The 23,815-nt window shown below is 36.2% G+C and carries 26 protein-coding genes and 1 other annotated feature; of the genes, 19 read left to right on the top strand and 7 right to left on the bottom strand.

The features are described 5' to 3' along the window. Positions 1-111 precede the first annotated feature (111 nt). Genes NML75_RS07640 through ftsY form a run of 3 tightly spaced genes read left to right on the top strand, consistent with a single transcriptional unit; the run spans position 112 to position 3,083 of the window. Positions 112-903: a Cof-type HAD-IIB family hydrolase gene (locus NML75_RS07640; RefSeq protein WP_070678093.1), complete on the top strand. Its 792-nt coding sequence runs from the start codon at positions 112-114 to the stop codon at positions 901-903. After that, a complete protein-coding gene (locus NML75_RS07635) occupies positions 903-1,721 on the top strand; it encodes a Cof-type HAD-IIB family hydrolase (protein ID WP_254804345.1) in 819 nt (272 codons plus the stop codon). Before NML75_RS07640 ends, NML75_RS07635 begins: the two co-directional genes overlap by 1 nt. A gap of 3 nt (positions 1,722-1,724) precedes the next feature. Continuing rightward, entirely contained in the window at positions 1,725-3,083 is a 1,359-nt protein-coding gene (gene ftsY, locus NML75_RS07630; protein WP_254804344.1) for a signal recognition particle-docking protein FtsY, read from the top strand. Positions 3,084-3,122: 39 nt separating this feature from the next. Here ftsY and zwf read toward each other — a convergent pair whose 3' ends face one another. From zwf to NML75_RS07605, 5 genes are all read right to left on the bottom strand, one after another. Beyond that, positions 3,123-4,610 (bottom strand): glucose-6-phosphate dehydrogenase, encoded by a 1,488-nt coding sequence (zwf, locus tag NML75_RS07625; protein ID WP_254804343.1) that lies wholly within the window; start codon positions 4,608-4,610, stop codon positions 3,123-3,125. A 149-nt stretch (positions 4,611-4,759) separates the two neighbouring features. Further along, on the bottom strand, positions 4,760-5,500 hold the full coding sequence (locus NML75_RS07620) for an amino acid ABC transporter ATP-binding protein (RefSeq protein ID WP_254804342.1): 741 nt from the start codon (positions 5,498-5,500) through the stop codon (positions 4,760-4,762). Then, on the bottom strand, positions 5,500-6,945 hold the full coding sequence (locus tag NML75_RS07615; RefSeq protein WP_254804341.1) for an amino acid ABC transporter substrate-binding protein/permease: 1,446 nt from the start codon (positions 6,943-6,945) through the stop codon (positions 5,500-5,502). The genes NML75_RS07620 and NML75_RS07615 overlap by 1 nt, the downstream gene beginning before the upstream one ends. Positions 6,946-7,112: 167 nt before the next feature. Then, on the bottom strand, positions 7,113-8,186 hold the full coding sequence (locus NML75_RS07610) for a sensor histidine kinase (protein ID WP_254804340.1): 1,074 nt from the start codon (positions 8,184-8,186) through the stop codon (positions 7,113-7,115). Beyond that, positions 8,171-8,842 carry a response regulator transcription factor gene (locus tag NML75_RS07605; protein WP_254804339.1) on the bottom strand — a complete coding sequence of 224 codons (672 nt, stop codon included), beginning with the start codon at positions 8,840-8,842 and terminating at the stop codon, positions 8,171-8,173. Before NML75_RS07605 ends, NML75_RS07610 begins: the two co-directional genes overlap by 16 nt. Before the next feature lie 168 nt (positions 8,843-9,010). Here NML75_RS07605 and NML75_RS07600 point away from each other — a divergent pair, with 168 nt between their 5' ends. The 8 genes from NML75_RS07600 to NML75_RS07565 all read left to right on the top strand — a co-directional run bounded on the left by NML75_RS07600 (position 9,011) and on the right by NML75_RS07565 (position 17,589). Next, positions 9,011-9,721: an ABC transporter ATP-binding protein gene (locus tag NML75_RS07600; protein ID WP_254804338.1), complete on the top strand. Its 711-nt coding sequence runs from the start codon at positions 9,011-9,013 to the stop codon at positions 9,719-9,721. A gap of 1 nt (position 9,722) precedes the next feature. Beyond that, complete coding sequence (locus tag NML75_RS07595) at positions 9,723-10,547, top strand: hypothetical protein (RefSeq protein WP_254804337.1); 825 nt, start codon at positions 9,723-9,725, stop codon at positions 10,545-10,547. After that, positions 10,516-11,205 carry a hypothetical protein gene (locus NML75_RS07590; RefSeq protein WP_254804336.1) on the top strand — a complete coding sequence of 230 codons (690 nt, stop codon included), beginning with the start codon at positions 10,516-10,518 and terminating at the stop codon, positions 11,203-11,205. Before NML75_RS07595 ends, NML75_RS07590 begins: the two co-directional genes overlap by 32 nt. 290 nt (positions 11,206-11,495) lie before the next feature. Beyond that, positions 11,496-13,484 (top strand): excinuclease ABC subunit UvrB, encoded by a 1,989-nt coding sequence (gene uvrB, locus NML75_RS07585; protein ID WP_254804335.1) that lies wholly within the window; start codon positions 11,496-11,498, stop codon positions 13,482-13,484. 16 nt (positions 13,485-13,500) lie between these two features. Further along, the gene (locus NML75_RS07580; RefSeq protein WP_254804334.1) at positions 13,501-15,324 is read left to right on the top strand and encodes a DUF2971 domain-containing protein; all 1,824 of its coding nucleotides are present in this window, start codon (positions 13,501-13,503) and stop codon (positions 15,322-15,324) included. A gap of 840 nt (positions 15,325-16,164) precedes the next feature. After that, the gene (locus tag NML75_RS07575) at positions 16,165-16,665 is read left to right on the top strand and encodes a hypothetical protein (protein ID WP_254804333.1); all 501 of its coding nucleotides are present in this window, start codon (positions 16,165-16,167) and stop codon (positions 16,663-16,665) included. 2 nt (positions 16,666-16,667) lie between these two features. Continuing rightward, complete coding sequence (locus NML75_RS07570) at positions 16,668-17,102, top strand: hypothetical protein (protein ID WP_254804332.1); 435 nt, start codon at positions 16,668-16,670, stop codon at positions 17,100-17,102. A gap of 19 nt (positions 17,103-17,121) precedes the next feature. Next, entirely contained in the window at positions 17,122-17,589 is a 468-nt protein-coding gene (locus NML75_RS07565; protein WP_254804331.1) for an 8-oxo-dGTP diphosphatase, read from the top strand. On the opposite strand, the gene NML75_RS07560 is transcribed toward NML75_RS07565, so the two are convergent. Beyond that, positions 17,586-18,101, bottom strand: a complete 516-nt coding sequence (locus NML75_RS07560; RefSeq protein ID WP_254804330.1) for a transcription repressor NadR — start codon at positions 18,099-18,101, stop codon at positions 17,586-17,588. The two genes, NML75_RS07565 and NML75_RS07560, sit on opposite strands and share 4 nt — an antisense overlap. 11 nt (positions 18,102-18,112) lie before the next feature. Next, positions 18,113-18,640 (bottom strand): ECF transporter S component, encoded by a 528-nt coding sequence (locus tag NML75_RS07555; RefSeq protein WP_254804329.1) that lies wholly within the window; start codon positions 18,638-18,640, stop codon positions 18,113-18,115. Between the two features lie 131 nt (positions 18,641-18,771). On the opposite strand from NML75_RS07555, the gene NML75_RS07550 reads away from it, so the two are divergent. The 8 genes from NML75_RS07550 (at position 18,772) to NML75_RS07515 (ending at position 23,813) form a co-directional block, all read left to right on the top strand. After that, the gene (locus NML75_RS07550; RefSeq protein WP_254804328.1) at positions 18,772-19,170 is read left to right on the top strand and encodes a hypothetical protein; all 399 of its coding nucleotides are present in this window, start codon (positions 18,772-18,774) and stop codon (positions 19,168-19,170) included. A 108-nt stretch (positions 19,171-19,278) separates the two neighbouring features. Next, positions 19,279-19,414, top strand: a sequence feature (ribosomal protein L10 leader region). A gap of 38 nt (positions 19,415-19,452) precedes the next feature. Then, positions 19,453-19,953, top strand: coding sequence for a 50S ribosomal protein L10 (gene rplJ / locus NML75_RS07545; RefSeq protein WP_254804327.1), 501 nt, complete (start codon positions 19,453-19,455; stop codon positions 19,951-19,953). A gap of 77 nt (positions 19,954-20,030) precedes the next feature. Then, a complete protein-coding gene (gene rplL / locus NML75_RS07540) occupies positions 20,031-20,399 on the top strand; it encodes a 50S ribosomal protein L7/L12 (protein WP_001196964.1) in 369 nt (122 codons plus the stop codon). Positions 20,400-20,600: 201 nt separating this feature from the next. Next, a complete protein-coding gene (locus NML75_RS07535) occupies positions 20,601-20,774 on the top strand; it encodes a hypothetical protein (RefSeq protein WP_191620815.1) in 174 nt (57 codons plus the stop codon). Continuing rightward, positions 20,771-21,550 carry a replication initiator protein A gene (locus NML75_RS07530; RefSeq protein ID WP_049512256.1) on the top strand — a complete coding sequence of 260 codons (780 nt, stop codon included), beginning with the start codon at positions 20,771-20,773 and terminating at the stop codon, positions 21,548-21,550. Before NML75_RS07535 ends, NML75_RS07530 begins: the two co-directional genes overlap by 4 nt. A 98-nt stretch (positions 21,551-21,648) precedes the next feature. Further along, a complete protein-coding gene (gene dcm, locus NML75_RS07525; RefSeq protein WP_254804326.1) occupies positions 21,649-23,007 on the top strand; it encodes a DNA (cytosine-5-)-methyltransferase in 1,359 nt (452 codons plus the stop codon). Next, a complete protein-coding gene (locus tag NML75_RS07520; RefSeq protein ID WP_049512260.1) occupies positions 22,991-23,440 on the top strand; it encodes a hypothetical protein in 450 nt (149 codons plus the stop codon). Before dcm ends, NML75_RS07520 begins: the two co-directional genes overlap by 17 nt. Further along, entirely contained in the window at positions 23,433-23,813 is a 381-nt protein-coding gene (locus NML75_RS07515) for an arsenate reductase (RefSeq protein WP_022524954.1), read from the top strand. The genes NML75_RS07520 and NML75_RS07515 overlap by 8 nt, the downstream gene beginning before the upstream one ends. Positions 23,814-23,815: the final 2 nt, after the last annotated feature.

Here is a 23,815-nt window from a genome sequence, read left to right as displayed (position 1 = left end):
CCCTACAGATAGATTTATAGAATACAAGGACGTGTCAATTCAGCACGTCTTTTTTTACTTTTTCTATGGTATAATAGAAGATAGATTTACAACTGGAGAATAGAAGGATTTATGATTAAACTAGTCGCAACTGATATGGACGGGACTTTTTTGGATGAAGCTGGCCAATTTGATATGGAGCGCTTAAAAAAGCTCCTCCATTCTTATAAAGAAAAAGGAATTTACTTTGCTGTAGCTTCTGGTCGCGGTCTTTTGTCGCTTGAAAAGCATTTTTCGGATGTCAAAGATGAGATTATTTTCATTGCTGAAAATGGGAGTCTGGTTCGTTTTCATGGACAAGACCTCTATGAAGCGACCATGCCTAGAGATTTTTACCTATCAACTTTTGAAAAGCTAAAGACATCACCTTATTTTGATGAAAAGAAGATGCTCCTAACAGGTAAAAAAGCATGCTATGTTCTAGATACGGTTGATGAAACCTATCTCATGTTTAGTCATCATTACAATGAGAATATTCAAAAAGTAGCCAAACTTGAAGATATCACCGATGAAATTTTCAAATTCACAACTAACTTTACAGAAGAGACAGTAGAAGCTGGCGAAGCTTGGGTTAATGAACATGTGCCTGGTGTTAAGGCAATGACGACAGGTTTTGAATCCATTGATATTGTTCTTGATTATGTGGATAAGGGAGTTGCGATTGTCGAATTGGCTAAGAAGTTAAATCTAGATATGGACCAAGTGATGGCTTTTGGTGATAATCTTAATGATCTTCACATGATGCAAGTTGTAGGGCACCCAGTCGCACCTGAAAATGCCCGTCCAGAGATTTTGGAACTAGCTGAAACAGTTATCGGTCATCATAAGGACCAATCTGTTATCGCTTATATGGAGGGGTTATAATGGCAGATATTAAATTAATTGCCCTAGATTTAGATGGAACCTTGCTGACGACAGACAAGAAATTGACTGATCGTACCAAGGCAACTTTAAAGGCTGCGCGTGAACAAGGGGTCAAGGTAGTCCTAACAACTGGACGTCCTCTCAAGGCTATGGATTTCTTCCTTAAAGAGCTTGGGACAGATGGTCACGATGACGAATATACTATCACATTCAACGGTGGATTGGTTCAGAAAAATACAGGTGAGATTCTTGATAAGACAGTCTTTTCAATTGATGATGTGACACGTATTTATGAAGAAACTGAAAAATTAGAAATCCCCTTAGATGCAATTTCAGAAGGAACAGTTTACCAGATTCAGTCTGACCAAGAAAGTTTATATGCTCAGTTTAACCCAGCTCTAACTTTTGTTCCAACTACTTTTGAAGATTTGTCTAGTCAGGTAACATACAATAAATGTGTGACTGCCTTTCCTCAGGAGCCTTTGGATGCAGCTATTCAGAAGATTTCACCAGAATTATACGACCAATATGAAATTTTTAAATCACGTGAACTCTTGCTAGAATGGTCACCAAAGAATGTTCATAAGGCGACAGGATTATCTAAACTAATTGAACACCTGGGAATTGACCAAAGTCAGGTTATGGCCTGCGGAGATGAGGCTAATGACCTTTCGATGATTGAGTGGGCCGGTCTCGGTGTCGCTATGCAAAATGCTGTGCCAGCAGTTAAGGCTGTGGCAAATGTGGTAACACCAATGACTAATGACGAAGAAGCTGTTGCCTGGGCAATTGAAAAATATGTACTGAAGGAGAACTAAAGAATGGGATTATTTGACCGTTTATTTGGAAAAATAGAAGAACCTAAAATTGAAGATGTTGTCAAAGAGGCTCTAGAAAACATTGATTTATCGGATAATAGCGAGCAAACTGAGACGCTGGAATCTGAAAATATCGAAGTCAAAGAGCAAGATGGGACTGTCGTAGTCGAAGAAAATGATGAAGGATTAATTGAAGCAGAGGTTGACGAAGAAACTATTGTCGAACCAGTTGACGAAGCGAAGGTTTCTCAAGAAGGGTTAAATCAAGTCCAAGAAGCAGATAGTCCTCAAGAGGAATTGACTCATGCTGAAGAAGCAACTTCAAATGCTAGTGACGAAGAAGAAATTGTTCAGCCTCAATCAGACGAAGCAGAAACAGAGTTTTTTGAAGAAGAGGAAGCAAACCAAGCAATCGAAGAAACTCCTCAAGTCCAAGAGACTGAACAAGAAAAATATGACCGTAGTCTTAAGAAAACGCGTACTGGATTCGGTGCCCGTTTGAATGCTTTCTTTGCAAACTTCCGCTCAGTCGATGAAGATTTCTTTGAGGAACTTGAAGAACTGCTCATCATGAGTGACGTTGGTGTGCAGGTGGCTTCAAATCTTACGGAAGAATTGCGTTATGAAGCCAAGCTTGAGAATGCTAAGAAACCTGATGCCCTTCGCCGTGTTATCATCGAAAAATTGGTGGAGCTATACGAAAAGGATGGCATTTATAATGAAAATATTAACTTCCAAGATGGATTAACAGTTATGCTTTTTGTTGGAGTTAATGGGGTCGGGAAAACAACTTCAATTGGTAAATTGGCTAATCGATACAAACAAGCTGGTAAAAAGGTTATGCTTGTTGCTGCGGATACTTTCCGTGCGGGTGCGGTTGCTCAGTTAGCAGAATGGGGGCGTCGTGTAGATGTTCCTGTCGTTACTGGTCCTGAGAAAGCAGATCCAGCTAGCGTTGTCTTTGATGGGATGGAACGAGCAGTAGCAGAAGGTATTGATATTCTCATGATTGATACAGCTGGCCGTCTGCAAAACAAAGAAAACTTAATGGCAGAATTGGAAAAGATTGGTCGTATCATCAAACGCGTAGTGCCAGAAGCACCTCATGAAACCTTCCTAGCTCTTGACGCATCAACTGGTCAAAATGCTCTTGTACAAGCTAAAGAATTCTCAAAAATTACTCCTGTTACAGGGATTGTCTTAACCAAGATTGATGGAACTGCCCGAGGTGGGGTTGTTCTTGCTATCCGTGAGGAACTCAATATCCCTGTTAAGCTAATTGGTTTTGGTGAAAAAATTGATGATATCGGTGAGTTTAACTCTGAAAACTTTATGAAGGGCCTTCTAGAAGGTTTGATATAAAAGAAAATCCTGCAAGAATTCTTGCAGGATTGTTTTTGATTATTCTAAACGACCATCTTTACGATAGGCGATATCTGGTTGCCATGTCCATTTGGCTCCGTATTTTTCAAGGAGATCAAAGCTAGCCTGAGGTCCCATTGTACCAGCCTTGTAGTCATGAAGTGGAGCACCGTTTTCAGCCCAAAGCTTCTCGATACGGTCAATCAATTTCCATGATGCACTCACTTCATCCCAGTGGCTAAAGTTTGTTGAGTTATTGTTCAAAACATCATAGATTAGTTTTTCATATGGGTCAGGTGAAGCACCTGTTGCAGTCGCATCTGTTCGATAGTCAAGCGAATTTGGTGCGAGGCTAAACTCTTCCCCTACCTTCTTACCGTTAAGGCTAAGAGAGAATCCTTCCGTCGGTTGGATGTAGATGGTAAGCACATTCGGTGCTAGTGGTTCTCCAAAGATTGAATCCATTTGTTTGAAGATGATGTTTACGTGTGTTCCTTTTTCAGTTAGGCGTTTACCTGTACGGAAGAAGAAAGGTACATCACGGAAGCGATCGGTATCTACAAAGAAGGCACCTGAAGCGAAGGTTTCTGTCATTGATTCTGGGTTGACATTTGGTTCGCTGCGGTAAGAAATGTATTTCATGCCATCAACTTTACCAGAACGGTATTGCCCACGGATGAAGTGCTCTTTAAGTTCCTCATCTGTAGGGTGGTAAAGGTTCTTGAAGACCTTGATTTTCTCTGCGCGAATGTCATCCTTTGTAAAGCTTGCAGGCTTATCCATAGCAAGGAGTGACAGAAGCTGAAGTGTGTGGTTTTGAACCATGTCTCGAAGGGCACCAGACTCATCATAGTAGCCACCACGCTCTTCAACACCTAGACGTTCTGCAAAGGTAATTTGCACATTATCAATATGTTCCCGATTCCAAACATTTTCAAAGATCATATTGGCAAAACGAATGGCAAAAATACTCTGAATCATCTCTTTACCAAGATAGTGGTCGATACGATAGATTTGCTCTTCGTTAAAAGTAGCTAGAAGCTCTTCGTTTAGTTTGCTTGCAGTTTCATAATCCGTACCGAAAGGCTTCTCAACAATCAAACGTTCAAAGCCCTTACCATCAACGATTTGCTCAGACTTGAGGTGTTTAGCGATGGTACCGAAGAATTGTGGTGCCATTGAGAGGAAGAAGAGCTTGTTGTGTTCAGTTTGATACTTTTCATTTAACTCAGCCTGAAGCTTGCGCAATTCGATATAGTGCTCAGTGTCATTAACATCGTGACTTTGATAGTAAAAATGACTAGCAAAAGCTTGAGCCTCTTCTGCGCTATCTGCCAAGTCTAAAATAGATTCGACAACAACAGATTCGAAATATTCCTTACTCCAAGGTCTACGAGCAGTTCCAATAACAGCAAAATGATCAGACAAATTACCTGATTTATAAAGTCTAAAGAGTGAAGGGTAGAGCTTGCGTTTAGCCAAATCTCCACTAGCACCAAAAATTGTAACAATAACTTTAGATGACATCCAGCTACCTAATTTCTATTTACTTTCCTAGATATCCTAGGCATGAGGAATCCCCATTTTCATACCCTTTATTTTATCATAATTTTCTAAAAAATCCAAAATTCCAATACAAATAAGAAAAAAACTGCAAGGTATCCCTTGCAGTTTTTTTAAGCGTTAAGGACCTTGTCCAAAAATTCTTTTAGACGAGGGTGTTGTGGGTTATCAAAGATTTGATCAGGAGTTCCATCTTCTAGAAAGTCACCGTCTGCAGTAAAGATAACACGATTGGCAACCTTACGAGCAAATCCCATCTCGTGAGTTACGATGATCATGGTCATGCCTTGCTCTGCCAATTCCTTCATAACGTTAAGAACGTCGCCAACCATTTCAGGGTCAAGGGCAGAAGTTGGCTCATCAAAGAGCATGATATCAGGGTTCATTGCTAAACCTCGAGCAATAGCTACACGTTGTTTTTGTCCACCAGACAAACTATCAGGATTAGCATTGGCCTTGTCAGCAAGTCCAACTTTTTCAAGAAGTTCCATCCCCAATTTTTCAGCTTCTGGTTTGGTTAATAACTTATGCTCGATAGGAGCAAAAGTGATATTTTCCAAGACAGTCATATGTGGAAAGAGATTGAAGTGCTGGAATACCATTCCTACATTTTCACGAACATGGTCTACGTTGGTTGCTTTGTCAGTCAAATCATAACCATTAACTGTGATATGACCTTTTGTCCCTTCTTCGAGGAGATTCAAGCTACGCAAGAAAGTTGACTTACCTGACCCAGAAGGACCGATGATACAAACAACATCACCTTCGTAGAATTTTACAGAGATTCCTTTTAGAACCTTGTTTTTTCCATATTGTTTATGTAAATTATCGACATCAATTTTTAATTTTGCCATTATTGAATCCTCTTTTCTAAGCGTTTTGCTAGTCTAGTTAGAAGAGTGATAATCACAAGGTAAAAGACTGCGAGAATTGCATACATTTTGAAACTTTGGTAGTTACGAGCAATGATGATCTTACCAGTTTGGAAAAGTTCAACTAAACCGATTGCAGATACGATAGTTGTATCTTTAAGAGCGATAACAAATTGGTTAACAAAGTTTGGAAGCATGAGTTTGGTTGCTTGAGGCAAGACAATCTTACGCATGGTTTTTCCATATGAAATACCAAGACTTCGACTGGCTTCCATTTGTCCAACAGGAACAGCCTTGATACCACCACGAACAATTTCAGCAATGTAGGCAGCTGAGTTTAGGGAAAGTGCGATAGTACCAGCGACAAAGTCGTTGATTGGACTTTGTTGACCTGTGAGGGATTCGATAAAGTTAGGAACTCCCCAGAAAATGAAGGCTGCGAGAATCATCAATGGAATACCACGGATAACGTCAACGAAAATCTCTGAAATCAAACGGAGTGATTTATAAGGGCTGACACTAAACATACCAAAGATTATACCGATGAAAATCGCAATTACAAATGAAATAAGTGCTAATGAAAGTGTAATTCCGAGACCACTGAGGAGTTGTTTATAGTTATTTTTCAACAAGCCCCAAATAGTTGTTTCATCAGCAGTTGAAGTTGTGGTAGTAGAATCGCTAGCTAAATACTTATCAAGAATCTTTTGGAATTCTCCATTTGCCTTAAGGTTTGCGAGTCCCTTGTTGAACTTTTCGATTAATTCTGGATTGCTTCCTTTTTTAACAGCAAAGGCAGTTTCACCAATTGGAGTACCTGCGATTGGTGTTTTTAACTTTTGTCCTTGACTGATAGAATATTTAATAACAGGTTCGTCATCCATAACGGCATCAATTGAACCGGTATTTAAACTATCATACATAGAAGCAGCATCGGAAAAAGTTTTAATCTTGTAACCGTACTTGCTTTGATTCTCTGTTAGGAAGGTTTGTGAAGCAGTACCGTTCTTGACACCGACTGTCTTACCGTTCAAATCCTCATAAGAAGAAATGGTACTTGATTCTTTCACACCGAGAATGGTGTTTGCTGTATAGTAAGAGTCAGAGAAATCAAATGTTTCTTTACGAGCATCCGTAACTGACATACCTGCAATGATACCGTCTGCTTGTCCAGATTGAACCGCGTTGATAGCAGCATCAAAACCAGGGTTGGTAATTTCAATTTCAAAGCCTTGGTCTTCAGCGATTGCCTTGATTAGATCCATATCGATACCAGTGTATTGGTTGCTTGAGTCTTGGAAAACAAATGGTGCAAATGACGAGTCACTGGCAATGACATACTTGGTTTTCTCAGTATCAGCTTTTACTAGTCCTAATGAAACAATAGGAAATAAAATAAGCAAACAAGCTAGAATTTTTTTCTTCATGTGATGTCTCCTTTCAGGGTATTTTCAAATTATAGCAGAAAAAATTGTATCCGGCAAATATTTTATATTTTGATGTTAGAAGATGTAACATAAAGTTTCTTGTGATACTGTTTTTTTGATGTGAAAATTAAAAGAAGCCGAACACATATTGATGAGTTCGGCTTGTTCTATATAATGGGAATGATTAGCTTGACTTGTGCACCATTATTACTATTTTCTAAGTGCATAGTTCCATTATGAAGTTTCATGACGCGTTTGACGAAAGATAAACCAAGTCCATAGTGGCTTTCTTGAGAGGGGGTTCTTGCTTGGTCATCTTTATAGAAAAGATTTCCAGCATTTTGTAATATATTTTTTGAAAAACTAGATTGGTTATTCCATATAGTTAGAACTAATTGACTATTTACTTGTGAAATTGTTAGGTGGATTTGTGCATCATCTTCTTTTTGATGTTGTATAGCATTGTTAATAATATTTGTGATTGCTCGGAAAAATAGATTGGAATGAATTGCAATTTGTGTCGATGGATTTATTGTGTTTGTAAAAATAAAGTGTGTATTTTTAGAAACTAAAGGTCTGATATGTTCCTTTAATTGACGAGTTAATTGTTGAATTGATATCTTTTCAAGTTGAATATCTTGATCATAAAAAGTTTTGGAGTATTGGATGAAGTGATTAAAATAATCGTTTAACTGAATACTTGCTTGCTCCAGATCTTTTAGACATTCCATTACTTGGGGTGTTTGTTTGGTAGATTGTAGGAATTCAGCATTTCCTCTTATGACAGTTAGAGGAGTTCGAAGATCATGGGCAGCGCTAGATACTTGAAACATGAGTTCTTTTTTTTGTTCTTTTTCATTTTCAATCCTATTTTTTATATCGGATTGCATTTTTTCTATTAGATCATTTGTTTCAATAAATTCTTTAATCTGCAAATGGTGATTTTCATTTTTTGTGAAATATAAACCACTATGATAAACCATGTTCATTTCTTTTTGAATCTTGGTTAATAATTGTCTAATATTTGTCACAATGATAAGAATTAAAATGATGCAAAGATAAATCCAAGAACTAACGCTAAAAAATAAAGCAAAGAGATTGGCATTTTTCTCATTGATTCCAGATACAGAAGATAGAAGAGCTGGAACTATGTAGAAAAGTATAAGACATAGAAGAAATTGCCTAATGATTTTAAGGTAGGTATGCTGAATGAGTTGTTTGATTGTCATTTCTTTTGCCATTTGTATCCTCCTCCCCAAACCGTTTTGATAGGATCAATTTGATGAGCCTTAAATTTTTGTCTGATTTGATAGATGTATTCGGTGATTGAACGTAGCTGTACATCAGAGCTTACAGGATAGAGGTAATCGTAAAGTTCCTCTGCGCTAAATATTCGGTTCTCATTTTTAGCTAAAAGATAAAGTAAATCAAATTCTCGCTTAGTTAGAGAAATGCTCTTTGATTGATAATAAACTTCTTGACTATCTCGATAAAAAGTTATATCTGAAATCAATTCTTCTTTAGAGGTTTGGCACAATCTTTCCTCTCTACGAAGATGCATTTGGATTCTTGCAATCAATTCCTTAATGCTAAATGGTTTTGTGATGTAGTCATCTGCTCCAGCTTGTATCCCCTTTAGTAAATCTTCTTCAAAATCTTTAGCGGTTAGAAACAGGATTGGAGTAGTAATTTGTGAACGAATAGAGCGACAAATCTCTAAACCAGAAATAGGCATCATGACGTCAAGTAAAATCAGATCGAATCCAGTAAAGTCACAGATATCGATCTCTTCAATATTTGACCGAGTTTCTACGTTAAAGTTGTTTGCTTCTAATGCATTCCCTATTAATCGTAAGATTTTTTCATCATCGTCAATTGCTAAAATTTTATACTTCATAATCCCTCCAATTACTTGTGTATATTATAGCAAACATAGAAAGTAATTTGTTAGAAATGAAAAAATAATTATAAAAATATTTATTCTGATTTTTTCCTGATATTCTCCTGATATACTTGCTCCAAGTGAATGTGAAATTTCACAAAAAGTCAGAAGGGAAAAGAAGGAATGATAACAATTCAAAATCTACATAAGAAATATAATAATAAAATTGTCCTACAAAATGTAACTTTCAAAGCTAAGAAAGGTGAGGTCACAGGATTGATTGGACCAAATGGTTCTGGGAAATCAACTCTAATCAGAATTTTACTCGGTCTAGAATATAGTCAAATAGGGATGGCATTGATAAATGGCAAAAAATACTCTCAATTGGGAGATAATCCTTTTTGTGTTGTTGGATCATTCCTTGACAGTTGCCAACCTTACCCAACAAGAACAGGATTCCAGCATCTTCGGTGGATTGGCTTGGCTTGTGGTGTTAACAGAAATAGGTGCAACGAATGTTTAGACTTGGTGGGGTTAAGTGAAGCTAGAAATAAAAAAGTAAAGGACTATTCATTAGGGATGAAGCAACGTCTTGGTTTAGCAACAGCCTTATTAGCAAATCCTGACATTTTAATTTTAGATGAGCCAATCAATGGACTAGATCCAGAAGGAATACGCTGGGTACGTAATTTTTTACAATCTTTTGTCAGTGAAGGTAAAACTGTATTAATGACAAGTCATTATATGAGTGAGTTAGAATTAACTGTAGATCATCTGGTTGGGATTTCTAATGGGAAGATTGTTATTGATGGTCCTACCAAAGACATTTTGAAACAGTTTGGATCTTTTGAGGAAGCATATTTTAAGGCGCTCGAAGGGAAAGAAGGTGAATAATATGTTAAAGCGTTCCTTTTTTAGTGACCTTTATAAATATAGTAGTTTACCTACTTTTAAAATTACTTTTTTTCTTATTTTGGGAGTCAGCATATTTTTTACAATTCAAAATATCCAGGTGATAAATGCCTTAGTAGAAGGAAATGGCCAAGCAGTTAACCTTGATCCGTCTATGTTATCATCGAATCCAGTCTATACAGTCAGGGATGCTCTCTTATCTTCACCCTACCAAGCAAGTGTTATTTTCTTGCCTATCTTGGTTTCACTTGTTTATTCAACCCATTACCAATTTGGAGATGATTATTTTAGCCAATTATTGATTCCTAGCTGGAAAGTTCGCCTTACTGGTTTTATTGCAAGTTCGATTGTCTTATCGTTACTTGCTACTGTAATATTTTCAATAGTAAATGCTGTTATCTTACTCATTTTTCTAGATTCAACTTTAAAGAATTATTTAGAATTTACATTGTTCTTAGATGTCACTGTAAGAGTTATGATATTTGCAATCATTCTTACTTTATTAGCTTTACTTTTCGTAATAGTAACGAAAAAATCCATTTCTTCATTAATTGCAGATGTTTTATTATTGGTAATCACTTTATCAGGTATTTTAAGAGGAATTTCCTCTAAAATTGAAAATCTATTGCCTTTGATTGGAGCAAAGTCATTTGCTTTTGGCCGAATTGAAGGGATTCAAACGAGCCAATTGTATGGATTTACTCTTTTAGTAGTTGAAGGTGTTGTATTCTTAGTATTAATAATTATTGTAGAAAAGGTACGAATGGGGAGGAAGAATGGCAAGAATATTTATCAGTCTTATCGTTAAAAAATATAGCTTAAAACCCGTAAAGTACCAGATAGCTATACAGTCGCTTCTGATCGGTTTTGTGTGCCTACTAAGTGTGTTACCAGTTGCAATCAATGGTAGAATTGTAGAATTATCTTTAAAGCAAGCTCTTGTTTTTACATCAATGCTCTCTGTTGCTATTGGGTGTGTTAATGCATTTGTAGACTTACAATCACACGAAACAAAACTAGTTTATTTGGTTAGTGGAAAAAGGACCTTAAGTTCAATGAGTATCCTGTTCGTAGAGTTATGTGATGTAGTACTACAATCAACTTTATATTTCATTGTACTGCATATATGGTTCCATTTTTTAAGTAGCGGAAATGGTGTCAGTTTAGCAGTTTTCAGTTTCTATTTGATTGGCTCCATCCAATACTTTTTAGTTTCTTATTTTTTAAGTTATTTTTTCAAAAGTCCCATGGGGAGTTTAGCTATTTTGTTGCTATTTCCTATTTTGTTACAACCGTTCATAGAAAGAGTAGCAGAATCAATGACTAGTTATCTATTTTATAATATTATTACGGATATAATACTAGGGAGAGCATCCTACTTGCAACTCTGTGTTTACCCTATGGAATTGGTGTTTTCACTTGGAGCCGCTCTTTACCTTTTGATAAGAAATCAATCAGTTCAGTAGTAAATAAAAATGATACTAATGAGCAAACCATGCTAATTTTGTAAATCAATGACGTTGATGTTTATTACGTATTGCATTGTTTCAAATAAAAGACAAGACTTTCGAAGTAATATCGAGAGTCTTGTTTAGTCTTCACTTCTAATATGAGTCCATTTAATTATATTGTCATTTAAACATGTACTGATTTACGGGATTATTTTGTTACATCTTGTATTTCCCTTTTATTCCCCAACTCACAGAATTCTGGCGATTTATGGTAAAATAAGGTCTATATATGTGAGGACAAAGAGATGATCAATAGAATTACAAACAATAAATTTAAACTAGTATCTAAATACCAACCGTCTGGGGATCAACCGCAGGCTATTGAGCAGTTGGTAGATAACATCGAGGGTGGTGAAAAAGCTCAAATCTTGATGGGGGCGACTGGTACAGGGAAAACCTATACCATGAGTCAGGTGATTTCCAAAGTTAATAAACCAACTCTAGTCATCGCCCACAATAAGACCCTAGCAGGCCAGCTCTATGGGGAGTTCAAAGAATTTTTCCCAGAGAATGCGGTTGAGTATTTCGTTTCTTATTATGATTATTACCAACCAGAAGCCTATGTCCCATCGAGTGATACCTACATCGAAAAAGATAGCTCGGTCAATGACGAGATTGATAAATTACGCCACTCAGCAACATCAGCTTTGTTGGAGCGTAATGATGTTATCATTGTGGCATCAGTTTCTTGTATCTATGGTTTGGGTTCTCCAAAGGAATATGCTGATAGTGTGGTAAGTTTGCGTCCGGGTCTTGAGATTTCTCGAGATAAACTGCTGAACGACTTAGTAGATATCCAGTTTGAGCGCAATGACATCGACTTTCAACGGGGGAGATTCCGAGTCCGTGGGGATGTGGTGGAGATTTTCCCAGCCTCTCGTGACGAGCATGCCTTTCGTGTAGAGTTTTTCGGGGATGAGATTGACCGTATTCGTGAAGTCGAAGCTTTGACAGGGCAAGTTCTTGGTGAAGTGGACCATTTAGCAATTTTCCCGGCCACTCACTTTGTGACCAATGATGACCACATGGAAGTAGCGATTGCTAAGATCCAGGCTGAGTTGGAGGAGCAGTTAGCTCTCTTTGAGAAGGAAGGTAAGCTCCTTGAAGCCCAGCGTTTGAAACAGCGTACTGAGTATGATATTGAGATGCTCCGTGAAATGGGTTATACAAATGGTGTCGAAAACTACTCCCGTCACATGGATGGACGAAGCGAAGGAGAGCCTCCGTATACGCTTCTTGATTTCTTCCCTGATGATTTTTTGATTATGATAGATGAGAGCCACATGACCATGGGACAAATCAAGGGGATGTATAATGGAGACCGTTCTCGTAAGGAAATGTTGGTTAATTATGGTTTCCGTTTACCTTCTGCCCTAGACAACCGTCCTCTTCGTCGGGAAGAGTTTGAAAGTCATGTTCACCAGATTGTCTATGTATCAGCGACACCTGGAGATTATGAGATGGAACAAACGGACACCGTGATTGAGCAAATCATCCGTCCAACAGGTCTTTTGGATCCAGAAGTGGAAGTGCGCCCAACCATGGGACAGATTGATGACTTGCTTGGTGAAATTAATGCTCGTGTTGAAAAGAACGAGCGTACCTTTATTACAACTTTGACCAAGAAAATGGCAGAAGACTTGACCGATTACTTCAAGGAAATGGGGATCAAAGTCAAATACATGCACTCGGATATCAAGACTTTAGAGCGGACAGAGATTATCCGAGATTTACGATTAGGTGTCTTTGATGTCTTAGTCGGGATTAACCTCCTTCGTGAAGGGATTGACGTACCTGAAGTAAGTTTAGTTGCTATTCTCGATGCTGACAAGGAAGGTTTCCTCCGTAATGAACGTGGTCTGATCCAAACTATTGGTCGTGCAGCCCGTAATAGTGAAGGGCATGTCATTATGTATGCTGATACTATGACTCAATCTATGCAAAAAGCCATCAATGAAACGGCTCGTCGTCGTAAGATTCAAATGGCCTATAATGAAGAGCATGGTATTGTTCCCCAAACCATCAAGAAGGAAATCCGTGACCTGATTTCTGTTACAAAAGCTGTGGCTAAGGAAGAAGATAAAGAAGTCGACATCAATAGCCTTAACAAACAAGAACGCAAAGAATTGGTTAAGAAACTGGAAAAACAAATGCAAGAAGCCGTCGAAGTGCTTGACTTTGAGTTGGCAGCGCAAATACGTGATATGATGCTGGAAGTGAAAGCGTTGGATTAGATAGGAGAAAAATGAAATGAGTATATTGGATGATTATAAAAATGGTGTTTTCTATATTGAGTTAAAAAATTCTATACAGTCTTTAGCGGATTTAGATAGTAAGGTTGAGAATATTCATGACGTAATGGAAGCTTTTTTTCAATTTTCTCCAAAAGAAAAATGGGAAAAATTAGAAACAACTTTATATATATTATATGAATTTAGTAAATTTGTCGATAAAAACATTTTTAAAAACGTTTTATTAGAGGTAGAATCATTATTTAAAGAAAATAATAAAAGGTTTATTCTTGATAGAAATATTTTATATTATTACTTGAGTACTTTGAACAAATATTTGGAAAAAAGTTTGGGAGCGGAAGATTGCCAAGATTTCTTCAATGAGAATAGTATATTTTTTACAATTATTAATCGTATCAAAAATCAAGAATTAAATGGTATTGATAGAGTTACTTGTTCTAGAATGCTCAGTATAATGATTATCATTTTTGAAAAAGGTGAAGGTTTTGAAAGACTAAAAGAAAAAATAAAACAAGATTTGGGTTCTATTATGGATATAATTCTTTTAGAATTTTTGTTTGCTGGTATAATTATTAGCTATTTTGACCTTGATATTCTTGTAAAGATTTTTAAGTCGGAACATTTATATTTAATTAATAGCTTCTATAAAATCAATCCTGATGATTTAAGTGTAAGATTTTATTTGTCGTGGTTAGAGACAAAAGACTCTGACATTATCAAGGAATCTATAGAAACACTTCAAACTATACTAAAATATACTGACTCAGATATTCTGAAAAATGAAATTTTTAGCTTATTAGAGAAAGCAGGTGAAATAAAGAATGAAAATGAAGAGAAAAGAAATATACAAGATATTCAAGTAGATGAATTGGGAGAAATCGGAAATACTCTTATTGATGAAATTCGCTTTCACTTAACAATAAAAGCCCGAGATCTTGAGAATACTGAAGAATATGGTCATTATACTAAAATTGAAACTTTAACGAACCACTTAATTAAAACGATAAAATCTGGTGAATCAAGTGAACCTGCGTATTTGAGATTAACAAATTCCAAACAATTAAATGACCCTATGGAAGGAAGAGCAATCTATGACTATTTGGAAATAGAAAATTCCTCGGACTGCTATCAGAGTTCCAATGTCTTCCTATCTTCGATGACAACTATATCAGATAGTCTTCCCATGTGGAAAGAATACGCAGAAGAATCTAAAGGAGCATTTCTACAGTATGATAAAAAGTATTTACAACAAATTATTGAGCATGAGTCTTTAGAGTTTGTGAGAATATTCTATTTAAACAGTGCAAGGGAAGATGATTCTGATATTTTACATAAACTTAATGACTTAAAAGAGCTCGTTCAAGAATTAAAGGCTAGAAATACTGAAGAAAGTATGAAGGTACAGTCAAATATCTTTAAAAATTTAGCGAAAATATCCTATCTTTTTAAGGTATCTGATTATGAATATGAGAGTGAGTATCGTATTCTAATCAACTTTGATGATTCAGAAATTGAAGGACGACTAAATCCAGAACTCAAAACTGAAGATAAAATTGAACTTGAAGAACTCAAAGTTTTATCAGGTAGTATTGGCCTAAGTAAAAATGAGGAATCCGGTTATGATGATTTTAGGAAATATATTCATTTAGAATCAAAGGAGGATGGGCGATATGCTTTATTTGTATACATCAATTTATTACCTTTGAAATACTCAAAAGTAATTCTGGGTCCAAAGGTTACGGATGCAGACTATATTGCTCCTTATCTCAAACTTGCCAATCCTGATATAGAGATAGAAAGTTCAAAGATTCCTTATCGTTAAGTATAGAAATTAAAACAGATGATGGTTTGCAAGAGTTTATCTCGAATGGGATAGATAATGCTGGCTTGCTAGACGCCGTTTATACTGTTTCTTACTACTATGTTGCTAAAGGTTATCGTTCAGCAAATAGTGTCTCTTTAAAAATTCAGAATCGTAAACTGATAAGTTACGAAAAAAATAGAACTGGTCGGTTTTAGGTGATAAAATTAAACTTATCAGATAGTATCTCTCAAAAAGACTTTAGAATTTAAATGACTTGAAATAGTCATAAAAAATGAAAGATTAAGAAACGTATAAAAAAGAATGTCAGGGCACAGAAAAATTCAAAAAAACACTATAAGCCGAATCAAAAAATAAGCTGGCTGGATAAAGTAAAATTGTGGTTGTTACAGCATTCAAAAATAGCTTTTCTATTAGATAGTAGTGTATTTTGGTTCTCAGCTATCGGGTTACTTTATTTGTTGCTTGGGACAACTTTTGTTCCAAAACCATATCAAAACCTCAATTATGTCTTTCCACTTATTATGAATCTAGTATTCTTAGTGAATATACTTTATCAGGGTATTTTTAGAGATAATTTCGATGGAATGACTAGAGTCCAAGATTTTGCAAATCCATTCTTGTACCTAAATGGAGTAGGTTTGTTGTTTCACTTATTTTTGGAATAATGGGTCGAAATAGAAAGAGTATTCCTCCTCTGCTAACGTTAGATCCCCGCTACATCTGGTTTCCTATTCTTACCTATGTAATCTTCTTTTTTGTAGCTATGTTGATTATTTTAATTTCCAAGTATATTGAAAAGAAAAAAGGGAAAAAAGAAAATAAGGAAAATTCACTCAAATGAAAAAGAATAAAAGAAATTCAAATACAAAAAAGAATCTCTCGAGGAGAGAAAGTTTTCATCTTTGGCTAGATTCTCATAAATTTTTAGGATTCTTCTTGATCCTCGGTCTTATCCTAGCAATAGGACTAAGTTTGAATCTAATTTTTGAAAGTCTTCCTATTCCTTCGCCATACAGAGATATCAACTATAGTTTTCCACTATATATAAATCTTTTTTGTCTGGTATATCAGTTATTTGACTATTGGTTCCTAGACTTATCTGGGGCAAGGATGACAATAAAAAGATTTGTAGATTTATTTATTTATCTTAATAGTATCGGTTTAATAGTTCATCTATTTATTGGGATTGGTGGGAAAAATAGTAAAGGTATTTTGCCTTCTCTCTTATCCCTAGATCATCGCTATATTTGGTTTCCTATAGCAACCTATCTGGTCTTTTTTTCCGCAGCTGCTTTAACGATATTGTTTATGAAATTTATTGAAAAGAAAAGGAGTTAATGATGAGAAAACATCTAACTATATTTAGGATTCTTTACTTACTGTTCCTGGTATTTGTACTGATTCATTTTATCTTAGGTTTGTTCGGTTTAGCTTTTACACCTATCGTGTGGAATATCTGGTTTTTTGCCCTTGGCTTAACCTTGTTTATTCATCCATGGACAATCTTCTATAAAACTAGAATTTTTCAATGGCATCATCTTATTTTTCAGGCTCTCAGTGGTTTTTTTGCACTTTTAATCTGGTTGATGATATTCTTTTTCTTATCTTTCATTCCAGACTCATCGATTCCTGTCAGTATAGACTATCAAGTTAATACTAAAGACAAGGAGATAAGGATTAATAGAGGATCTTTTCTTGATGATATTCGAGAATATCACGACTGGATTAATCCCTTGATTATGAAATCTAAAGTTAAGTATAAGATAGAAAATTAAACATTAGAAAGTGGGTCCTATGTCTCGAGCACAATTAACCATTCTTACCAATATTTGTATGATTGAAGATCTAGAAAAGAAGCGCGTGGTTATGCAGTATCGATCACCTGAAACCAACCACTGGTCTGGCTATGCCTTTCCAGGAGGACATGTCGAAGACGGAGAGGCTTTTGCTGAATCTGTTATTCGTGAGATATACGAGGAAACAGGTCTGACAATTCAAAATCCTCAACTTGTCGGCATAAAAAATTGGCCGCTAGATACAGGTGAGCGCTACATTGTCTTTTGTTACAAGGCGACTGAATTTACGGGCACTCTCCAATCTTCTGAAGAAGGAGAAGTGTCCTGGGTACAAAAAGACCAGATTCCAAATTTGGATCTGGCCTATGATATGTTACCTTTGATGGAGATGATGGAAGCTCCAGATAAGTCAGAATTTTTCTACCGTCATCGTACCGAAGACGGATGGGAAAAGGAAATATTTTAGTCTTTTACCAAATATCCTAACTTGTCCAAGGCCTTCTCAATATAGAGGAGGTCTTGTTTATTTTCGGCTTCAATTAAGTGATAGTGGATCCCATCTGTCAATTCAGATAAAGGACGGAAATCACACGTCTTGACCTGGTTTAAAAAGTGCTCGACATCGCGTCTACAACTCAACTTGAGAAGGGTTTCGATTTCACCGTAGACAGGATGATCAATGAGAATATTTTGCACCCGACCTCCGTTATCAACGATAGCAAGTAGTTCCTGATCCATATCTTCCTCTTTATGTTTGACCTTAAAGAGTTTGTGAACAAAAGGATTGGCTTTGTTTTCCTTATAGATATAGCCACGATTAGTAGATAGAATAGGAGCTCCATCTGCGCGAAGCACAGCTATATCCTGAACAATAATCTGCCGAGTTACGTGAAAATGTTCTGCTAAACTTTGGCCATTCATTGGCTTTTGAGCTTCTTTTAAGAGTTGAATAAGCGCTTCTTTTCGGTCTTTAGTCATGATTTACTTTCTTAATGGCGTTTTTTTAGTGCTTTATAAACAGCTAATGCTAAGTAATAGTCTATCATACTATGAACAATAGTTCCAAAACCAACTAATACAAAGAGAACATAGAACATATTTTTTAGGTCTGTTCCTGTACTAGCATAGAAGATGATACAAGCAAATACTTCGGCGATAGCATGTACTAAACCAAGTACAAAGTTAAAAATCAAGGAAGATTTTTTGTTGTCCAAGGTTTGAGGATGTTTTTGAAGGTAGAAAGCTCCCAGGGTTCCAAAGAAGATATGAGAGAAAGCTCGAAGTACGATAACAATCGGATAACCGGCTAGTAAGAATCCAATACTAGAAGCAACAATGACAAAAATAGCCATCCATGGCGAGAGAAACATAGCGATAAAAATAGCTACGTGACTTCCAAGAGTGTAGGAAGCGGGTGGGATAACGATTTTAAATGGCATCACTATAGGAATCAAAATAGCGATAGCTGTCAGCAATGCGGTTAAAGTCATGAATTGGGTTTTCTTTTGTGTATTCATAATAACTCCTTTTTATGTGTATATACAGTTGTATAGTACACTAAATTATTTTTCAAGTCAAGAGGGAAATTGATTTTTGAGAAAAAAATAGATAAACTATAGTAAACTATCTTAGAAAACGGAGAGGTAAGATGATAGATATTGTATATCCGATTTTTGTCATTCATTATATATCTAAGCAGAAAAAAACAGGATTAAAAGTATCGAAATATACAACATTTACAGCTTATATCTTCTTGATAATTTCTTTAATTCGAATTGCCTTTGGAGCTTTAGGACTATTCATTTTCTCGATTCCTATTTTCGGTTTTCTCTATTTTGCTGTTATAGGTGAGATTCTTTTTCATATTAGCATCATTTATGGAATCATCTTACTATTCTTGTCATTATCACTTTTTTTAGACAGTCAAATATCTGGCCAAGATATTCAAATCACGCAACCCACACCATTTTTATTTCATGTCCTAATGTTAGCATTTCATGCGCTCTTAATCTATACTACCTTGGTACCAATCTTTTCCATTCAATGATAAAATCTAAGTATTTTCTCTCATAGACATTAGTAGAAGCAGGATAAAAAATAATCAATTTTTTTACAAAAAGACTTGCTTTGAAGTAACAAGTGTGATATACTTATAATCGGTTTGAAAAAACTGCCTAAGACAGTAGGGGAGCTAGACTCATAAATATCCTACCGAGGACAAAACGTATCATGTAAAAAGAAGCGTATTGTACTTTCGTGTCTAGGTTTGGGCGCGTTTTTCTTTTGGAAAAATTCCCCAAGCAAAATAATTACGGAGGTGAACACACTAATGAGTGAAGCAATTATTGCTAAGAAAGCGGAACTAGTTGACGTAGTAGCTGAGAAAATGAAAGCTGCTGCATCAATCGTCGTTGTAGACGCTCGTGGTTTGACAGTTGAACAAGATACAGTTCTTCGTCGTGAGCTTCGTGGAAGCGAAGTTGAGTATAAAGTTATTAAAAACTCAATCTTACGTCGTGCAGCTGAAAAAGCTGGTCTTGAAGATCTTGCATCTGTTTTTGTTGGACCATCTGCAGTAGCATTTTCTAACGAAGATGTTATCGCACCAGCGAAAATCTTGAACGACTTTGCTAAAAACGCTGACGCACTTGAAATCAAAGGTGGTGCAATCGAAGGCGCTGTCGCATCTAAAGAAGAGATTATTGCTCTTGCAACTCTTCCAAACCGCGAAGGACTTCTTTCTATGCTCCTTTCTGTACTTCAAGCGCCAGTGCGCAACGTTGCTCTTGCAGTCAAAGCGGTTGCAGACAACAAAGAAGACGCAGCTTAATCATAAGCTACGCATCGTAGCCTAGCTACAAAAAATTATAAAAATTAAAATTTAAACTTATTTTGGAGGAAATAACAATGGCATTGAACATTGAAAACATTATTGCTGAAATTAAAGAAGCTTCAATCCTTGAATTGAACGACCTTGTAAAAGCTATCGAAGAAGAATTTGGTGTAACTGCAGCTGCTCCTGTAGCTGTTGCTGCAGCTGGTGCTGCTGACGCTGGTGCTGCTAAAGACTCATTTGACGTTGAATTGACAGCTGCTGGTGACAAAAAAGTTGGCGTTATCAAAGTTGTACGTGAAATCACTGGTCTTGGACTTAAAGAAGCTAAAGAACTTGTTGATGGTGCACCAGGTGTCATCAAAGAAGGCGTTCCAACTGCAGAAGCTGAAGAAATCAAAGCTAAATTGGAAGAAGCTGGAGCATCAGTTACTCTTAAATAAGAGGCATATACCAATTAGAATTCGGAATACTATAGTATCAGCCTTTTAGAATCGTGAACACATTTTAGAAACTGATAAATTAATTTAGTTTCCTGCCAAAAACCCTACCAAAAATTAATTTGGCAGGGTTTTTCTTTTTAATAAAATTATTTTGGAGAACAGTTGAATATTGTTCTCCTTTTTTTATTTTCTGGAGGGAAAATGACAAAAGAATTACAATCATCACGCTATATTGTCATTTCATTTTTAGTACGTGAAATGGAAATTGACATTGTTGAAGCCATATCTCTTATGGCTGAATTAGAAAAAAGTGGCTTGGTTCGATTGGAATCAAGTGGAGATTTAATACTCAAAGAACTTGGAGGAGTGCTATGAAACGAATTACCGCAAATCAATACCAAACTTCAGAACGGTATTATAAATTACCTAAGATTCTTTTTGAAGATGAGAAATATATGGATATGAAACTAGAAGTAAAGGTGGCATATTCTATTTTAAAAGATCGCTTAGAATTATCTCTCAATCGTGGTTGGATAGATGAAGAAGGCGCGGTCTATTTAGTATTTTCTAATTCTAAACTGATGAGGCTGTTAGGTTGTTCGAAGTCCAAATTACTGTCCATCAAAAAGACTCTTAAAGAATATGACTTAATTGATGAAGTTCAACAGTCTTCAAGTGAGAAAGGAAGACTAGCCAATAAGATTTACTTAGGGGAATTATCTTCTACCCCAGTATCTATTTCTGACAGACCTAGTGTTAAAAAAAGACTAGGGCAGGATGAAAATGAAACGGCCCCCGTCTCACATTCAGCCCCTAGTGAGACTGAAGTTAGTGAGACTAAATATAGTGAGACTGATTCTTTATTTATTGAGGATGAGGAGGAGAGGTATACTCAACCTATCTTGAAAAGAAAAGTAGAAAAGGTCACAAAATATGATCAAGATTATATTTGGGGATTGGTACAAGATCAATTTAGACGAGAAGGTTTTTCTGAAACAGCCAGTGAAATTGCTATGACTGATTTTGAGAGAATCTATCAGTATGCTCTTGACAATGTTCGCTTTGTTAGAAGAGCGGAAGTACTTGCTGAATTTGTGTTTAATGGCCTATATTCCGTTTGGAATAACCGTGTTAGAAAAGGAGGTGGTTAAATGTCACCAATCGAGTGGATATTAGTTATGCTCATTTTCATTTCAAGTGGTGTGACTCTTTGGACATTGATAGTCGATCAGAAAGGGGTGATAAAGAAATGAAATTTATTGATTTATTTTCAGGTATCGGTGGTTTTCGACTAGGAATGGAAAGTGTCGGACACGAGTGTATTGGATTTTGTGAGATTGATAAATTTGCTAGAGAATCTTATAAGTCCATTTTTCAAACGGAAGGAGAAATTGAATTTCATGACATACGAGATGTTTCAGATGACGAATTTAAAAAACTTAGAGGGAAAGTCGATGTCATCTGTGGGGGATTCCCTTGTCAAGCATTTTCAATCGCAGGAAGACGATTGGGATTTGAAGATACTAGAGGAACTTTGTTCTTTGAAATTGCTCGGGCGGCCAAACAAATCCAACCACGTTTTCTTTTTCTTGAAAATGTTAAAGGCCTACTCAATCACGATAAGGGACGGACGTTCACCACAATCCTTACCACACTTGATGAGTTGGGGTTTGATGTTGAGTGGCAGGTGCTTAACAGTAAGGATTTTGGCGTTCCCCAAAACAGAGAGAGGGTGTTTATTATCGGACATTCTAGAAAGAAAGGTACCAGACTCTTATTTCCTTTCAGACGAGAAGGTCAAGCAACTAACTCTGAGACTTTGAAAGCACTAGGAAATTTGAATCCATCAAGAAGTGGAATGAGTGGTAAAGTCTATTATTCAGAAGGTCTTGCGCCAACCTTAGTTCGTGGAAAAGGAGAAGGATTTAAAGTTGCGCTTCCTTGTATGACACCAGACAGATTAGAAAAAAGACAAAATGGTAGACGTTTCAAGGATAATCAAGAGTCAATGTTTACTTTAAATACTCAGGATCGCCATGGTATTGTCGTTGTTGGAGATTTACCAACTAGCTTTAAGGAAACTGGTCGCGTCTATGGAAGTGAGGGCTTATCTCCAACACTGACTACGATGCAAGGTGGAGATAAAATCCCCAAAATACTGATTCCAGAACCAATCCAATTTCTAAAAGTCCGGGAAGCAACGAAAAAAGGATACGCTCAAGCAGAAATAGGAGATTCAATCAATTTGGAAAGACCAAGTTCTCAGTATCGTCGTGGTAGAGTTGGAAAAGGTATAGCGAATACGTTAACAACTAGTGGTCAAATGGGAGTAGTAGTTGCTAGTTATGAAGGAGAAGATAAACAAGTTTATCATGTAGCCGGTGTATTAATAGATGGACAATTTTACCGTTTGAGAATACGACGAATCACTCCTAAAGAGTGTTTTCGCCTGCAGGGCTTTCCTGATTGGGCTTTTGAAGCTGCTAGAAAAGTCTCTAGTAATAGTCAGCTCTATAAACAAGCTGGTAATAGTGTAACCGTTCCTGTGATTGCCGCAATCGCAAAGAAATTAAAAGAAATAGAGGAAAAAGATGAAAGCATTAAATAAAGAATCAATACTAGATTGTGATGAATTAGAAACAGAATTACATGATGCAGAAATCAAACAGCTGGATGAACAATTATTTTTGATACCCAATTATCCATGTGAGTTTGAAGTAACATTTTTAGATGATTACCATAAAAAACACAACTACCCACTATTTTACGAGTCCTATCTTCAAAACGTTATGGAATTCCTTGAAAGTCAAGACATAAAGAATGGGGTTGATGCCTTTGTAGATGATCATCAAAATCTCGTTTTTATTTTATATGGACAAGGCTATCGAGCCGAGGGAAAAGAGGGAATACTTACAACCCAAGTAACTGTAAAAGCCTATGATGAAGACAAGAAATCAATTAACTTCTCAGACCTATTAGATTCCTTAATCGTCTCAGAATATCAAATGCAACCGAATCTTTGGGAGGTCTCCCATGATTGATCTCTATCTAAGTAAAAATAACCATAGAAATCAACTTCTTTTAGATTTCTTTCAAAACTACGGAATAGAGGTATCTTGTCATTCGATTTCTGAAATGACAAAGGACAAATTAATTGAGATGATGAGCTATTCTTCAGATTGTTTTGAGTTTTTATCTCCTAATTTATTACGATTTAAGAACCGTGACAATCTAAGATTAACGGATTTCATTGAAATGATATTAAAAAATCCTGAACTAACTATCAGACTTCCTCTTGCGGTTTCAAATAAGAGAGTTTATCCAAATCTGAATCTAGAGGAGGCTAGAGCTTTATTGCCAAGAGATACGAAACAATTGATTTACATGGAACAAACACATTATTTATCTAGTTAAAG

This window comes from Streptococcus sp. CF4-3 (assembly GCF_024295385.1).
Classification (GTDB): Bacteria; Bacillota; Bacilli; order Lactobacillales; family Streptococcaceae; genus Streptococcus; species Streptococcus infantis_I.
The sequence above is the reverse complement of the archived record's forward strand: the minus strand, read 5'-3'. Positions and strand labels throughout refer to the sequence as shown.

Excerpts from the sequence above, each read along its gene's own strand:
- NML75_RS07640 (WP_070678093.1), top strand. The coding sequence starts at position 112 with ATGATTAAACTAGTCGCAACTGATATGGACGGGACTTTTTTGGATGAA.
- NML75_RS07635 (WP_254804345.1), top strand. The coding sequence starts at position 903 with ATGGCAGATATTAAATTAATTGCCCTAGATTTAGATGGAACCTTGCTG.
- ftsY (WP_254804344.1), top strand. The coding sequence starts at position 1,725 with ATGGGATTATTTGACCGTTTATTTGGAAAAATAGAAGAACCTAAAATT.
- zwf (WP_254804343.1), bottom strand. The coding sequence starts at position 4,610 with ATGTCATCTAAAGTTATTGTTACAATTTTTGGTGCTAGTGGAGATTTG.
- NML75_RS07620 (WP_254804342.1), bottom strand. The coding sequence starts at position 5,500 with ATGGCAAAATTAAAAATTGATGTCGATAATTTACATAAACAATATGGA.
- NML75_RS07615 (WP_254804341.1), bottom strand. The coding sequence starts at position 6,945 with ATGAAGAAAAAAATTCTAGCTTGTTTGCTTATTTTATTTCCTATTGTT.
- NML75_RS07610 (WP_254804340.1), bottom strand. The coding sequence starts at position 8,186 with ATGGCAAAAGAAATGACAATCAAACAACTCATTCAGCATACCTACCTT.
- NML75_RS07605 (WP_254804339.1), bottom strand. The coding sequence starts at position 8,842 with ATGAAGTATAAAATTTTAGCAATTGACGATGATGAAAAAATCTTACGA.
- NML75_RS07600 (WP_254804338.1), top strand. The coding sequence starts at position 9,011 with ATGATAACAATTCAAAATCTACATAAGAAATATAATAATAAAATTGTC.
- NML75_RS07595 (WP_254804337.1), top strand. The coding sequence starts at position 9,723 with ATGTTAAAGCGTTCCTTTTTTAGTGACCTTTATAAATATAGTAGTTTA.
- NML75_RS07590 (WP_254804336.1), top strand. The coding sequence starts at position 10,516 with ATGGCAAGAATATTTATCAGTCTTATCGTTAAAAAATATAGCTTAAAA.
- uvrB (WP_254804335.1), top strand. The coding sequence starts at position 11,496 with ATGATCAATAGAATTACAAACAATAAATTTAAACTAGTATCTAAATAC.
- NML75_RS07580 (WP_254804334.1), top strand. The coding sequence starts at position 13,501 with ATGAGTATATTGGATGATTATAAAAATGGTGTTTTCTATATTGAGTTA.
- NML75_RS07575 (WP_254804333.1), top strand. The coding sequence starts at position 16,165 with ATGAAAAAGAATAAAAGAAATTCAAATACAAAAAAGAATCTCTCGAGG.
- NML75_RS07570 (WP_254804332.1), top strand. The coding sequence starts at position 16,668 with ATGAGAAAACATCTAACTATATTTAGGATTCTTTACTTACTGTTCCTG.
- NML75_RS07565 (WP_254804331.1), top strand. The coding sequence starts at position 17,122 with ATGTCTCGAGCACAATTAACCATTCTTACCAATATTTGTATGATTGAA.
- NML75_RS07560 (WP_254804330.1), bottom strand. The coding sequence starts at position 18,101 with ATGACTAAAGACCGAAAAGAAGCGCTTATTCAACTCTTAAAAGAAGCT.
- NML75_RS07555 (WP_254804329.1), bottom strand. The coding sequence starts at position 18,640 with ATGAATACACAAAAGAAAACCCAATTCATGACTTTAACCGCATTGCTG.
- NML75_RS07550 (WP_254804328.1), top strand. The coding sequence starts at position 18,772 with ATGATAGATATTGTATATCCGATTTTTGTCATTCATTATATATCTAAG.
- rplJ (WP_254804327.1), top strand. The coding sequence starts at position 19,453 with ATGAGTGAAGCAATTATTGCTAAGAAAGCGGAACTAGTTGACGTAGTA.
- rplL (WP_001196964.1), top strand. The coding sequence starts at position 20,031 with ATGGCATTGAACATTGAAAACATTATTGCTGAAATTAAAGAAGCTTCA.
- NML75_RS07535 (WP_191620815.1), top strand. The coding sequence starts at position 20,601 with ATGACAAAAGAATTACAATCATCACGCTATATTGTCATTTCATTTTTA.
- NML75_RS07530 (WP_049512256.1), top strand. The coding sequence starts at position 20,771 with ATGAAACGAATTACCGCAAATCAATACCAAACTTCAGAACGGTATTAT.
- dcm (WP_254804326.1), top strand. The coding sequence starts at position 21,649 with ATGAAATTTATTGATTTATTTTCAGGTATCGGTGGTTTTCGACTAGGA.
- NML75_RS07520 (WP_049512260.1), top strand. The coding sequence starts at position 22,991 with ATGAAAGCATTAAATAAAGAATCAATACTAGATTGTGATGAATTAGAA.
- NML75_RS07515 (WP_022524954.1), top strand. The coding sequence starts at position 23,433 with ATGATTGATCTCTATCTAAGTAAAAATAACCATAGAAATCAACTTCTT.